Source organism: Nocardiopsis sp. iso_237, assembly GCF_056173345.1.
Genome location: NZ_CM149669.1, coordinates 2,552,699 through 2,566,613 on the forward strand (window position 1 = coordinate 2,552,699; position 13,915 = coordinate 2,566,613).

Here is a 13,915-nt window from a genome sequence, read left to right on the forward strand (position 1 = left end):
CGCACAGGGCTGTAACCGTCTCAGCATGGCCGCGCGCCAGTCGCCCTTCTATCCCTATGGAATTCTTTCCAGTAGCATGGGCGCTCTTCGCTGTGTCCTCCGATGCAGCGCGCGGTCCCGCGCATTCGACGGAGAAGGAAACATCGTGCCCCTGACCCTCGCGCACAGACTCGAGAAGTTGTTCGCCGACACCGCTGGTGACAAAGGGCGACCAGTTACCCTCCAGGAGGTGGTCGACAGGATGAAGCGCCGAGGCATCGCCACGATGTCGTTGAGCTACCTACAGCAGCTGCGCTCGGGCCAGGCCACCAATCCACGTGTTCAGCACCTGCGTGCCCTCGCCGACGCTTTCGACGTACCAATGACGTATTTTGTTGACGAGAGCGACGCCAATAGTGACGAAGCGAACGGCGTCGTCGAGACCAAGCTGACCGAGGCCGAGCGCAGCATCGCTCTGAGAGTGCACGGGCTGAGCAACGGGGCGCTCGCGTCCATCAGTTCGATCATCGACATTGCACGCCGCAGCGAGCAACTCGACGATGATACGGGGGAAGAGGAGGCGCCATGGCCACCGACCCACTGAGTCTGATCGCCTGGCCCGACCCGATCACGATCGAGTCCCTGGGGCGGGCCATCGGCGATCTGCACGGGCTGACAGTCGTGGTCAAGCCGATTCCGCCGCACCTGCGCCACCCCCAGGTCACGGGCCTGGTCGTCGTGGTCGGCGAGGTCGCTCACGTCTACTTCGACGACGACCTCCAACCGCTCAACCAACTCCAGGCGGTCATGCACGAGTACGCCCACATCCTTCACCGCGATGTCGTTGCCACCGCTCCCACGGTGTGTGCGCGCACCACCTTCGGCGATCCTAAAGAGGCCCGCGCCGAGGCTACAGGCATGGAGCTGCTCGCGAGAGTGGGGATGCGGCGCAAGAGGATCGACATCCTCAACTTCCTCGGCGGGGCCGACAAGGGTTAATGACCTCGCTCATCGTTCTTACCTGTACATTCAGTCTTTTCCTCGTCGTCAGCCTCATTCATCGCCGACCGGGCCGACGCAGTTGGCTTCTGCGCTTCGGTAGCGCGATGCTGTTCGCTGCCACCGTTTTGCGGGAGATCGATACCTTCGATGCCTGGTTGGCCACCGACCTCATTAAGCGCCTTCTGCTCATCGGATTCCAGCTCGTCGCGGTTCTCCTTGTCCTCTCCTTCCGCGACACTTCTCCGGCGAAGCGCGGGCCCTGGCCCGTCTATGTCTGCGCGGCAATCGCCGGCCTACTCCAGATCACCCTCTACTTCGCTCTCTCAGAGCCGGTCGACATCGCCATCCACGGCTTCCCCGAGCACGGAGGAGACGCCGTGACGATCGTCTACCACGGCCTCTACCTCGTGACGATGGCCGCCGCTGCGATTATCACCCTCCATGCCTGCGCGTGGGTGGCGTTTTCCTCCCGGCACCCGATCGTGGCCAGGTTCGCCCTCGGTCTCGTCAGCGGCAGCATGGTGGTCGTCTGCGCCTTTGTCGTCCTCTCCTGGGTCCACCTCTTCGACCGTGCAGTCGACAACGACACCCAGGTGAGGAGTTGGCTGTTCCTCCTTTCCGTTGTCCTCGTGCTCGCCGGGCTCGTCCTCGGCGGCATACCCAAGGGGCTGGACAGGCTGCGTCACGAAGTCCTCGGACGCCTGGCTGACGACGTGGTCAGCCCGCTCTGGGCGCAGGTGACCATGCTCCACCCGGATGTGGTGCTGCCCTCGTATGGTGATCGCCACGTCGACTCGCGAGCCAGACTGACCCGCCTGACCATCGAGACCAACGACGGCCTGGCTCTCATCCGTGGCGACGAGGATGAGGCCCTGAGCGCCATCCGCACCAGGCATCCCGAGGATCCACGGCTGTCGGCCGCCCTCCTCATCCATCTCACCGGGACCGTCCCGCCGGAGCCGGTGAAGCCCTCGACACGGGCGATGCTGTGCCTCGTGCCGCTCGCCGACCCGATGCTCAAAGACGCCGTCGTCGAGCTCTGCGCCATTCGTGACAGTCTCGACTCAAGCTCAGAGTGGCTCGCGGCTTAAGGGCTGCCCCTAAATATAATTTGTGTTCTGGGTGGAAATGTTTCTACTGATGTGAAAACCTCGGGTTATGACAGCCCACCCCCATATCCCCCACGGAGACGAGTTCGCCGGCTTCGCCGAGGCCAATCGGCTCCTGTTGTGCCATCACGGCCGGGTCCGCACGCTCGAGAGGCTCGCCATCACGGACTTCTTCGGTGATGAAGCGGTCGCTGCCGTACACGTCGACAACATCGCCCGCGCTGACAGGGTCTTCCTTACGGCCTTCGACGCCAAGGGGCAACGAGTGGGCAGCGACGTCCTGTACACCGACGAGGAGAATCAGCACCTCGACCTCACGCCTGAGTTCGACCACCTCGTGACCGGGCTGAACTTGCGCGCCGGTTCTGAACTCGCTGACCTCACCGACGCCGAGGACGGCTGGGTCGTTGATATGGACGTCCTCCGTGGCTACGACCCTGTCACCGACCGTCGTGATACTCAGAAGGCAATGGTTCTCGCTCACCTCAGCGACATGCTCGACGCCGGTGAAGCCCGCGGCTTTGTCCTCGGCTCTCCAGAGTCCCCGGATCAGGACCAGGGAACCTGCGACCCCTAGAGGGCTCTGGCCCCACTGCCCAGCGACGAAGTATTGCCGCTGTGCCCGCACCCTCGATCATTCCTAGAGCAAGCCCGGTTCCGTCCAGTGCTCGGCCACGAAGCGCCACCTGGGGGACAAGAGCGGGCTTAAGGGGGGCGCGGAGCACTGAGTCATCGACCTCTCTGTCGACGAGGTCACCTATGACCACATCGAGGCCAGCCTCGGGTTCTCCCGTGCCGCCGCCGTCGTGGTCTTCACCGAACCGAACATGCCGCACGAACCCTGGGGCGGCTACCGCCCCGACCTCCCCCCATCAGGCCCGGGTCGAACTCGCGGCCGCCGCGAGAGCCCGCTTTCCCCTTGCCCCCCCTGTAGACACCGACCCCTGGGTCGGTGGCTCCAGGAGGCCCCTCCGTCAAAGGGGTCGCCCATCTCGGCGCGCAGGAGCAGGACCGACTCACGCCGGCCCCGGGTGACGAGTTGTTGGGTCTAGCCCCGACCGTTCGCCGCATCCCGTGATCGACCAGGAGGTCCCCATGACCATCACCCGTCAAGGCCGACTCTGGCGGATGAATGACCGCGACAGGCCCGCCAACGTCGTTGACATCGGTCCCGGATCGTCATGGGCGACCCCGTTCAGGGCCGGGCGCGACGGCACGCTCAACGACATCGTCGAGCAGTTCGACAAGTGGGTCCTACACGCCCCGGACAAGCGCGCGCGGTGGATCCGCGAGCACGTCGGCCAGCTCGCTGGCCGCGACCTGGTCTGTGCCTGCCCTACCGGTCACTGCCACGGTGGAGTGCTGCTCACCCTGGCTCACCTCAAGACCTGCCGACCCGACCACAACCCAGCCGTTGACGCCCCCGGTCATTGGCTGGGGGTGACGATCTGGGACGACGAGGGGCGGCTCCGCCGGTTCTGCCTGCGGGTCACCGACCCTGGCCCCGCAGGAACTGTCCTGGAGGCGACCGACCCCATGCGCTGGATGGTCGGCAACTCCTGCGCCTTCATCGGCAACTGGATCCGCGCCCGTTCCGGCTCCGCCGTGCGCATGGACGCCGTCCACGTTCGGCGCGCCCCCGACATCAAGAAGAAGACCCTCACATCATGACCGGCGGCTTCGACCCCGAGCTCATCGAGCTCACCATCGCCTACAGGCACGGCGAAGTCGGGGTCTACAAAATCGGCGACGGCACCCTCGGCCGCTCCTACGACGGTCCCTTGGGCATTTGTTGTGATGATGAAAGATGCTTCGAACGCATCTAATGTCAGGCTGTTATGCTTTCCTGAGCCTTACCAAAGGCGCAGAAGTGCTGGGGGAGAGGTCGATGGCCGGGATCAGCTCATGGGAGTGCTCCGGCCTGTGCCGCTGTCGGAGGGATCACCGCGTCGAGGCGTTCGATCCTCCGTGCGAGCCCCGTCGTTTCCCCGTGCCGACCGCGCCGTCCCGCGCGCGGTGTCTCCGGCACTCCCCGAGCTCGTGTTTCCCGCGGCTCCTCGCGGATCGAGACCACCGCAGTCAAGCCAGAGAACGAGGTCCTGCCATGTCACGAAGGGTCGCCGGGTCCCCCGCGCGAGTCACCGTCAACCTCACCGCGCGCTCCACGAAGGCGATGGAGGAGGCCGTCGCGGCCACGGGTGACACCCAGACCGACGTCATCAACCGCGCCCTTCAGGCGTACGCCTACCTCGAGTCCGTCATGGCCGAGGGCGACCGCGTCTACGTCGAGAACGCCCAGAGCCAGGAGCGGGAGCGCCTGCGCTTCTTCTGAACCCTCTCCTTCGTCATGCCCGGAGATCCCGGGTGCCGTGCCAGTGCCCCGACCGCGAGCACCGAGTGTCCACACCACCTCCGCCCGGTCGGGCGCAAACGCCGGAGGAAGCCGAACGTGATCCCGGTTTCGTGCGCTGTCGCCTCTCCTCACACCCGTGCCAGGACGAGCCGGATGGGGCGATGAGTACGGAGCCTCTACTCCGGGGGATGCGGGTCTAGCGCGGTGGGGCGGAGACTATCCGCCAACCCCCTGCCCCTGAGCGCTGCACTGAAGCCGCGCAGTCCCGCAACCGGATCCGTCTCATTCATCGGCCGACCGGATCGCACGACCGCGATCAGGTTGGCCATTCCCGCATCCACTCATACACGGGCGAATCTTGATATGATAGATGAATCTAATAAGCATCAAATAATCATTTGATTCGTCGCGCGCCTGACCACTGGCTAACCAGCAGAAAGTGAATCGAACATGGCCAACAACACCGTCCGCGCCGACCAGCTCACCGAGGGCTCCGTCGTCACCATCCGGGGCAAGCTCGCCTTCGCCCGGCTCACGCGCCGCATCGAGGGCAAAGAACTCGCGCAGGCCAACGCCCGCCGCCGCCAGGCCGGAATGAAGTACGACCTCACCAGCCCGTACACCACCGCCACCATCAGCGGCGGAGTCCAGGTCATCTATGCCGACCCCGACAACCCGACTCTCGAGGAGCAGTACGTCGCCGAGCGCTGCTACACCTCCAAGATGAAGCCCGAGGACGGCCTCAGCTACTCGATCGATTCCAAGGGCAACAACCTGCCCAGCATCGGCGTCCCCGGTGAGGGTGGCTTCGTCCAGGACTTCAGCGGCCAGGAGCTCGCCCACGGGCTCGACGTCACCCTCGTCCTCGAGGTGTACAAGGCCCGGGGGCAGGAGAACCGCGGTCTGGGACTGACCCACGTGCTCGTCAACGAGGCCCCTCGCTACTACACCCCCGGCGGCGTCGACGAGTCCCAGCTGAAGGCCCGCGGCATCACTTTGGCTCAGCCGATGCAGGCTGTGCCGTCCAACGAAGCCACCCCTGTTGGTGGGGTCGAGCCTGTGGGCACCCAGGTCGACGAAGCCTCCGGCCTGTCCTTTCCGGTTCCTCAGCCAGCCGGTCAGGTCCAGCAGGCCCCGGCCGAGTCAACTCGGTCGGCGCAGCAGATGGCTCCGGCCCCCGTCGCCCAGCAGGCGCAGCCCGTCCCGCTCCAGGCCGAGGAGAGCGCCGAGCAGAAGCTCGTCCGCATCGAGGCCGAGAATGCCAGGCTGCGCGCCGAAAACGAGGCGGTCAAGGACGTGGCCTCGGCCTTCGGGACTTCGGACCCGAGCAGCCCCTGGGCCCCGCAGCAGTCCCAGCCCCAGGCCGGGATCGCCTACAACGGCTGAGCGGACGCGCTCGTGACCGATCGCCGAGACCCCGCTCTGTGCGCCAGCGCGGGGTCTCGTCTTTCTTCCCCCGACCCGCCTACACACGAAGGTAGTTGATGTGACCGTCGATCCGCTCGCGCTCTTCCCGGAGTTCTATGCCAACCCGACCATCCAGACGCTGGCCCCCGTGCGGCGTTGGACGGTGTCCGGGCGGATCGGCGCCGATCCTGACTCCGGGAGCAAGGCGCCGATCGATGTCCGCCATCTCCTCGAGGGCTGCCGTCCGGGGTGCCAGCACGACGGCCCTGTGCGTGGGGCCTTCGCCCTCGACTCGACCTGCTTGGTGAGCCTCGACGAGCTCGTTGCCGCCCTGCCCAACGCGGCCAATCACGCCTACTACCTACAGTCACACAGCGACGGAGTCGTCGTCGTCGACGTCGAGCCCGACTGCCCGCCCGAACTCGCGGTCGATCTGCTGCGCCTGCCCGGCGTCCTCTGGGCCGAGACCTCGATGTCGGGGCGTGGATACCACTTGGTCATGCCGCGGCCGAAGAACCTCCACGATTTCCCGCACGCAGCCCACAAGCGCGTCCTGCGCGAGAGGAACGGATGGTTCGAGATCCTCCTCGACCATTGGATCACCTTCACCCGCAGGCCCGTGGCCGGAGGATGTGCGGGTGACGGGCCGTCGGCCCACTTCGCCTCGCTCGAGGACCTCTACTCCGCCTTGGCCCAGAATGCCCGCCCCAGCGCCGCCGGGTCCGCCGGTGAGATCGTCACCGACGAGGAGATGCCCGACATCCCTGGTGCGCACGACATCGTCGCCGCGGCGATTACCGGCTCCGAGGAGCGGCGCAAGGATCTGTCCGACTTCGACCACGACCGCTCCCGCTGGGAGTTCTCCGTCCTCGGCACGCTCTACGCCGAACAGGTCCAAGCGATGAACCTCCATGCCGGGATGAGGCAGACGCGCTACTCGGCCAGCGACCAGGCCTGGCTTCTCTATACCGCCGCCGTCGAGGTGCTACCCAAACGAGCGAAGCACACGGAGACGCGTAACGGGCGACCCTATCTGCTCGACCGTGCGGCCTCGCTGGTCGCCGATCGGCAGGCGCGGACGTAGGAGCGGTCCGTCGGTGCTGCCTGAACGCTGCTGGCTCGGCTTTGCCCGGTGTGGGGGTTGGATCGCGAAACGCGATCCGGGGATGGAGGCGGTGCTGAGGCAGGGCCGCACCGCCTCACGGCAAAGGTCTTCGTTCTCGACCGCAGAGCCGAACCGTCATGGTCCCAGCAAGCCCGCTGGCGTGACCTGTGAACGGTTCCCCTGGAACGCCCTGCTCCGTCTCCGGCCCTCTGCTCGCAACGCCCAGCCCGATGGTCAAGTAGCCCCTCTCGCCCATCATTAAAGGAATTCACTGTGAAGTTCACCGACACCCTGACCAAGCTCGTCCGGCAAGCCCTCGAGGTTGGCGCGACACCGGCGCTCATGGGTGAGCCCGGCATCGGAAAGAGCTCCTTTGTTGAGGACCTCGCCTACAGCATGGACACCAAAGCCTTCGTCCTACCCTGCAACCAGCTCGCTGACAAGGCCGACCTCACCGGGGCGCGCCTCGTGCCCTACACCAAGGACGACGGCACCGAAAGCTACAAGCAGGTCTTCTATCCCCACCAGGTCATCCAGGACGCGATCGACTACGCCGAGGCCAATCCCCGCGAATGGCCGATCCTCTTCCTCGACGAGATCAACCGCACAACTTCTGATGTGACCTCCGGCGCACTCACTCTGGTGACTTTGCGCCGCATGGGCCATGTCGAGCTGCCGAAGAACGTGCGTATCGTCGTCGCTGGCAACGACAAGGGCAACGTCACCACATTGGATGAGGCGAGTCTGTCCCGGTTCGCCATCTTCCACGTGGAGCCCGACGCCTCGACCCTGATGTCTGTCATCCCGAATCTGAACCCGTGGGTGAAGAAGGTGCTCACGCAGTACCCGGCGCTGATCTTCCAGAAGTCCACGCCGGACGCGATCGTCGCCGACGGCCAAAACGAGGACGACGACGGCAACGTCACCATGGCCGAGCTGTTCGATGGTGGCGAGGAGATGAACCAGCTCACCACGCCGCGCACAATCGACTACCTGTCGAAGTGGCTGAACGCAGCCGACCGCCAGGACCTTGCCAACCATCTGGCGACCCCGGTCCAGATCGGCGGGCGCGAGACCTCCGAGCTCAACGAGATCATCGAGGCTTACACCGGCGACACCATGTTCACCACCCAGGTGGTGGCCACCATCGCCGAGGACCTTGCCTCGAACTCGGGCCCGACCGCCGCCAACCGGGTCAACGTCCCGAAGCCGAACTGCTACGCGGAGCTCAAGGCCGCGCGTACGGTCACGGATTTGGCCAGGAAGATCGCAGAGCTCACCGAGAAAGAGGTCTCTGGCGCGTTGCTGTACGCCCTCAAGGAGAACTCGGACAACGCCCGCCTGATCGAGCAGCTGGCGCAGACCGCTACCCAGATCGAGCCGGAGCACACCCGCACCCTCATCGAGATGGTGACCAGCCAGCAGGTCGACCGCCAGAATTTGGAAGCCTTCCTGGACATCGACGCGCCGGTCGCCAACGCGGCCAAGCCCATCCTTTCAGCATTCCTCTGATCGAGGCCGCACCGCAGCAGGGAGCGGCTTCCGTCGCTCCCTGCTCCCCGACAACCCACAGAACCCTTCGTGGCGTGACCGCGCCTGCGAAGGGTTCTGTGGGTTGTCGGGGATACCCGAACGGTGCGTGTCAGCGACCCGACCCAAGCTGTCAGGACCCTCATTCACGAATTGGGTCACATCGTGTGGGAGCACAACCCCAGGGTGATTCCCCCGCCATGTGCGAAATGGAAGCTGAGTCGGTGGTGCCCCTGGCCTCGGCCCTGCTGGGACTGACACGTTGCCCGACTCGATGACCTACGTGGCCGGGATGGTCCGAGGACGCCGAACCCACGCGGGGAAGCCCCGAACAACTGATGAGGGGTAGCGGACACAAGCGCGCCCGCACTGGTGACCCCGGTACCTGAGGCCGTGACCGAACCCGTTGCTGCGGTGCGCTGCGCTGATCGCTCACAGCAGCAACCTGCTGTGGTCGGCCACCGGGGCGTGACCTTCGCTCACCCGGGACACACACGAAGGGACGAAGACCCGTGGACACCGAGAACCCTTTGCGCTTGACCTCACCCAACGATGTCGTTATGACCCTGCCCTACCTGTTGGGAGGAGAGCCGCCCACGACCGGCCTGGTGATTCTCTCCTTGCACGGCGGACGCGTGCACTCGATCGCGGTGCGTGACCTGAACGCCAACAAGACCGATACCGCCGCGGCTTCCGCCGACTCTGCCGTGCGTTGGCTCTCTTCTGAGGGGTGCGATGGCCTGATTGTCGTCGGCTACGGCACCGGCAACGTCATCACCCCACACATCGATGCGATTCGCGCCTCCGCCTCCACGCACCGTTTGAAGGTCAGGGAAGCCGTTCGGGCACACGAAGGGCGCTACTGGTCCTACACGTGCCAGGTTCCGGGATGCTGCCCGCCACAAGGTACCGACCTTGACACCGCCCGATCCCCGGGGCCCGCTGAGGCGGTCGTGCGGGGACTGGTAGCCCACGGGGGTCGATCTCTGTCAACGTCAGAGCGGATCGCCAAGAACCGGCGGCTCCTGGAACCTGACGCGCCCATGCGGCCCGGGGCGGTGGCGCAGGCCACTCTTGACGCCGAGTCCGACACCGAGCGCCTGGCCGACGGCGGAATGGCGCTGGTGCGCGGCGCCATCGACGCCGAGCGCACCAACACCGGCCCGCGCGGGCTCGGTGAACTGGTTCGTCTGGCCGTGGTTCTGCGTGACTTCCAGGTACGTGACGCTACGTGGATCGATATCACTTCCGAGACGGCTCACGTTCACCGGGACCTGTGGTGCCGAGTGACGCGGGCCGTCACCACACCTGACAGGGCAGCCCCCGCCACTCTGACCGCTGTTGCCGCGTGGATGAACCAGGATCTCGCGTTCGCTCTGGCCGCGCTGGATGTGGCTTTGGCCGCTGACGCTGAATACCGCATGGCCCTGCTCATCCTGAGCGCTTTGAAAGCGGGCACGCCCGCGCGGCTGTGGGCGAAATCCGTCCGCGACCGTCAGGAAGAGGACGCCAAACCCCAGTGACGACTGGCGGCGCCTAGCACAAGCGGGGCCGTCCCCATCGCAGTTGGGGGTGGCCCCCAGCAGCCCCCTGACCTCAGAAGGAGACCACCGCGATGACGATTACCGTCACCAATCAGAAGCCAGCCGTCCTCGACGCGGTCCACACGATCACGTGCACCGGCAACTACGACCCGATGCCCGCCCTCCAGAAGGCGCTGGTGGACCCGCTGCTCGAGCCGTTAAGCCCGCACGCGCCCGCCGCGATCGTCGACGGGTCCGGCACGGACCTGACCGACGACGTCCCGAGGATCCTCATGTCCTGCTTCGGTGACAGCGTCAACACCAGCGCCGAGAAGGTCGCCAAGGAGCTGCTGGGCCAGACGATGGTCAACTACGATCAGACCACGCCCCTGCCAGTCAGCGAGCTCTTCGCCGTCCAGGCGGGGCAGCGGAACAAGATGCCCGCACCCGGGCCCCGTGTCATCTACACCGCCCAGTCCGACGTGATCCCTGCGGCCAAGGGACTGCTCGCCGGCTCGGCCGACGAGAGCGAGTTCTTCGCCTCTGTGGCCTACGCCTTCCACCCGGATACGCTCGGGTTCTGGTTCCAGTCCGCCGCTGCCTTCGACGGCTTCCAGGTCTGGCTGTCCACTCAGGCCCAAGCTCTGGGAGGCGCTAGTTCGCCAGTGCCAACGAGAACCCTGAAGCTGGTCGGCGACTTCACCAAGCTCTCGCTCAAGGGGCTCACCGAGTCCCTGCTGCTGCGCAAGGACGATTCTGACGGCAATGACGAGTTGTCCTTCCCACGCTTGCTGATGCACATGCTGATGACCTATGTCGGCCAGCAGCGCGGTCAGACCTCCGATGTCGGAGTCCTGCCGTTCACAGTCGGCGAGCTGTTCTGCCCGAAGTCCGTGGTCCTGGTCAACGTCGAGGCGCACGCCCGCGCCTCCGCGCCCCAGGTCACGGGGGAGTGGAACCTCATCAACCAGTCGCTGGTCTCGCCGGTGAAGGTCGTCTCGAACTCGGCGCTTTCCAAGTTGACCTCGTTGCCGCGGGCCGTCGCTAAGGCGGCAGCCATGGGCGCGAACCAGCAGCCAGGTCAGTCCGGCTCGCGCTCCGCGCAGGTGCAGTTCCGCAAGGCCCCGCCCACAAAGCTGGACCTGTTCAAGGACATCACTCGCGTGCTGCGCCGCATGGGCAAGGTCAACAGGTCGCAGAACGTCTACCGCACCACGAGGACGACGTTCCTCAAGACGAACAGGCGCGACCCGGACGACTTCAACAAGCCCGGCCGGATCAGCTCGGTGCAGTACATGCCGGACCTGCACGTCTACATCGACACCTCCGGGTCGATCTCCGAGGAGAACTACCAGGAGGCGGTGATGATGCTCATCCGCATCGCGAAGAAGCTCAACGTCAACCTGTACTTCAACTCGTTCAGCCACTTCCTCTCCCAGGAGACGCTGCTCAGGGTGGAGAACAAGTCGCTGCGCCAGATCTGGAAGGAGTTCCGCCAGGTGCCCAAGGTCACCGGCGGCACCGAGTTCAAGCAGGTCTGGGACTACATCAACGCGTCGAACAAGCGCAAGCGGCAGCTGAGCCTGATGATCACCGACTTCGAGTGGCCGCCCCCGTCGGTCCGCGTCGACCACCCGATGAACCTGTACTACGCGCCGTGCTCGGCCAAGGACTGGACCCTCATGGTCCAGTCCGCCAGGGACTTCGCCGACGGCATGCACCACATCGACCCGTCGATCCGCCAGAAGCTGCTGGGCATGGTGGTCTGACCGGCCGAGCGCACGGCTGCGGCCCGCAGCGCACCCTGATCCGACAGGCGGCGCTGCGGGATCGGCCGCCTCATCTCTCATCCGTCTGCACTCACCGCCGGGATCGCTCATACCCATCAGCGCCGCCTCGACCCGGCACCCACCGAAGGAGGTCTCACCATGGGACTGTCCAACTTCACCCAGGACAACGATGACGCGAACAGCAGCGGCCCACCGACCGGCGGCAACGGCGTCGGCATGGGAGGCCCCTTTTCCCCGGGCAGCCAAAGCGACGACGCCGTCAAGGAGCTGCTCGTCGACTACAACGAGAAGTTCAAGGACGCCGACCCGACGCTCTTCCGGGACACGCTCATCCAGCAGACGCTGGCCACCCTCATCAGCAAGAACAAGCCCAATGCCCTGCTCAAGGGCTCAGCTGGCGTCGGCAAGACCAAGATCGTCGAGGATATTGCCCGCCGCATCGCCCTCGGCGACTCGCTCATCCCGGACCTGCTCAAGGACCATACGGTCTACGAGCTGTCGGTGACCAACCTCGTCGCCGACTCCGGCATAGTCGGCCAGCTGGAGGAGAAGGTCCAGGCCGTCGTCGACTTCGCCTCGGACCCGAAGAACAGGGCCCTGCTGTTCATCGACGAGATCCACCAGATCACCGGCGGATCGAGCTCGCACAGCGTGCCGGCCAACCGCAAGATCAGCCAGATCCTCAAGCCGGCGCTGGCCCGCGGGCAGATGAGCGTCATCGGCGCGACCACCTCGAACGAGTCGCGTGCCTTCGATGAGGACCCGGCCTTCGCCCGCCGCTTCACCCAGCTCATCGTCGACGAGTTGACCGTCGAGCAGACGCTCGCGGTCCTGGGCACCGTCCGGCCCGGCCTGATGGCGCACTACCGCCACCAGATCGGAGTCTCCGACGACGTGTTGGCCGAGACGGTCAAGATCGCCGAGGCGAACTCGAAGGCCAGTGCCCACCGGCCCGACAGCGCGATCACGCTGCTCGACCGTTCGATGGCCGACCGCGTGTTGGAGCAGAAGAAGCTCATCACCCAGGCCGAGGCCGCCGGCGACCGGGCCTTGGTGGCGACCCTGCGGTCGATTCCGCAGGTGCCGCTGACGGCCACGCGCGTCCTCGACGTCGCCAAGTCACTGATGACAGGCAACGCCCAACGCCCGGACTTCGACGCCGCGACGCTGCGCACGACGCTGCTCGATCGGCTCCAAGGCCAGGACGAGGTCCTGGAGAAGGTCGCCGACCGCATCGCCCGCGAGGAGCTCGGGATCTTCCCGACGAAGACCCCGCTCACGTGCCTGTTCGCCGGAACCTCGGGTTCGGGCAAGACCGAGACCGCGAAGATCCTCGCCGAGCAGATGACCGGCCAGGAGCCGATCGTGCTCAACATGACCGAGTACCACACCCCGTCCTCGACCGCGAAGATCATCGGAGCACCTCCGGGTTACATCGGATCCGACTCCGACCAGGAGCTGCCCTTTGACACGCTCGAGTCCAACCCGCACCGCGTCGTCCTGCTCGACGAGTTCGAGAAGGCCGACATGGCGGTGCAGCGACTGTTCCTCTCGGCGTTCGACGAGGGCTACATCCGCAATGCGCACGGGAAGCTGCTCGACTTCTCCAAGGCCGTTGTCATCGTCACGACCAATGCGGCCCGCGAAGCTCTCAGCAGCAGCTCGATCGGCTTCATCTCAGGCCCGAGGGTCGTCTCGCAGCAGAGTCTGAACACAGAGCTCGCCAAGCACTTCGAGCCCGAACTGCTGGGTCGGTTCTCGCTGATCGTGGGCTTCAACCAGATCGACGAGGTCGTGTTCCGGCAGATCATGGCTGCCAACTACGAGAGCCAAGTGGCGCGGATCGTCGACGCCAAACCCAGGCTCGCTCAGGCTTTGCCTGCGGTGATGCCCGACGATGAGCTGCGGGCCCTGGCAGAGACCGCCTACGTCGACTCCCAGGGAGCCCGGCCCGCCTCTAGGGCGGTCAGGTCCTGGATCGAGGACCGGCTCATGGCAGCCCAGGCTGCAAAGACCCAGACCAGTGCGGCGATCGCCCGCACGATCGTCGAGGGTGACTGAGGGGGAGGCCCCCGAGGACAACCGCTGACGTGGTCGGGGGAGCGCGGTTCGAGTGG

The 13,915-nt window shown here is 65.7% G+C and carries 13 protein-coding genes; all 13 read left to right on the forward strand.

Features of this window, described 5'->3' with window-relative positions; genetic code table 11:
* The first annotated feature begins 145 nt into the window (after positions 1-145).
* The 13 genes from AC0VYM_RS11725 (at position 146) to AC0VYM_RS11785 (ending at position 13,859) form a co-directional block, all read left to right on the forward strand.
* Positions 146-583 (forward strand): helix-turn-helix domain-containing protein, encoded by a 438-nt coding sequence (locus AC0VYM_RS11725; RefSeq protein ID WP_475462093.1) that lies wholly within the window; start codon positions 146-148, stop codon positions 581-583.
* On the forward strand, positions 565-978 hold the full coding sequence (locus tag AC0VYM_RS11730; RefSeq protein ID WP_475462094.1) for a hypothetical protein: 414 nt from the start codon (positions 565-567) through the stop codon (positions 976-978). Before AC0VYM_RS11725 ends, AC0VYM_RS11730 begins: the two co-directional genes overlap by 19 nt.
* On the forward strand, positions 978-2,072 hold the full coding sequence (locus AC0VYM_RS11735; protein ID WP_475462096.1) for a DUF6545 domain-containing protein: 1,095 nt from the start codon (positions 978-980) through the stop codon (positions 2,070-2,072). Before AC0VYM_RS11730 ends, AC0VYM_RS11735 begins: the two co-directional genes overlap by 1 nt.
* Before the next feature lie 67 nt (positions 2,073-2,139).
* On the forward strand, positions 2,140-2,667 hold the full coding sequence (locus AC0VYM_RS11740) for a hypothetical protein (RefSeq protein WP_475462098.1): 528 nt from the start codon (positions 2,140-2,142) through the stop codon (positions 2,665-2,667).
* A 518-nt stretch (positions 2,668-3,185) separates the two neighbouring features.
* Entirely contained in the window at positions 3,186-3,761 is a 576-nt protein-coding gene (locus tag AC0VYM_RS11745) for a DUF4326 domain-containing protein (protein ID WP_475462099.1), read from the forward strand.
* Positions 3,758-3,916 (forward strand): hypothetical protein, encoded by a 159-nt coding sequence (locus AC0VYM_RS11750; RefSeq protein ID WP_475462101.1) that lies wholly within the window; start codon positions 3,758-3,760, stop codon positions 3,914-3,916. Before AC0VYM_RS11745 ends, AC0VYM_RS11750 begins: the two co-directional genes overlap by 4 nt.
* A gap of 278 nt (positions 3,917-4,194) precedes the next feature.
* Positions 4,195-4,422, forward strand: coding sequence for a hypothetical protein (locus AC0VYM_RS11755; protein ID WP_475462103.1), 228 nt, complete (start codon positions 4,195-4,197; stop codon positions 4,420-4,422).
* Positions 4,423-4,893: 471 nt separating this feature from the next.
* Positions 4,894-5,829, forward strand: coding sequence for a hypothetical protein (locus tag AC0VYM_RS11760; RefSeq protein ID WP_475462104.1), 936 nt, complete (start codon positions 4,894-4,896; stop codon positions 5,827-5,829).
* A 100-nt stretch (positions 5,830-5,929) separates the two neighbouring features.
* Positions 5,930-6,934 carry a hypothetical protein gene (locus AC0VYM_RS11765; RefSeq protein ID WP_475462106.1) on the forward strand — a complete coding sequence of 335 codons (1,005 nt, stop codon included), beginning with the start codon at positions 5,930-5,932 and terminating at the stop codon, positions 6,932-6,934.
* Positions 6,935-7,228: 294 nt separating this feature from the next.
* A complete protein-coding gene (locus AC0VYM_RS11770) occupies positions 7,229-8,467 on the forward strand; it encodes an AAA family ATPase (protein ID WP_475462108.1) in 1,239 nt (412 codons plus the stop codon).
* Positions 8,468-8,997: 530 nt separating this feature from the next.
* Complete coding sequence (locus AC0VYM_RS11775; protein WP_475462110.1) at positions 8,998-10,008, forward strand: DUF4192 domain-containing protein; 1,011 nt, start codon at positions 8,998-9,000, stop codon at positions 10,006-10,008.
* A 92-nt stretch (positions 10,009-10,100) separates the two neighbouring features.
* Positions 10,101-11,777: a hypothetical protein gene (locus tag AC0VYM_RS11780; protein WP_475462111.1), complete on the forward strand. Its 1,677-nt coding sequence runs from the start codon at positions 10,101-10,103 to the stop codon at positions 11,775-11,777.
* A 159-nt stretch (positions 11,778-11,936) separates the two neighbouring features.
* Positions 11,937-13,859 (forward strand): AAA family ATPase, encoded by a 1,923-nt coding sequence (locus tag AC0VYM_RS11785; RefSeq protein WP_475462113.1) that lies wholly within the window; start codon positions 11,937-11,939, stop codon positions 13,857-13,859.
* The last annotated feature ends 56 nt before the right edge of the window (positions 13,860-13,915 follow it).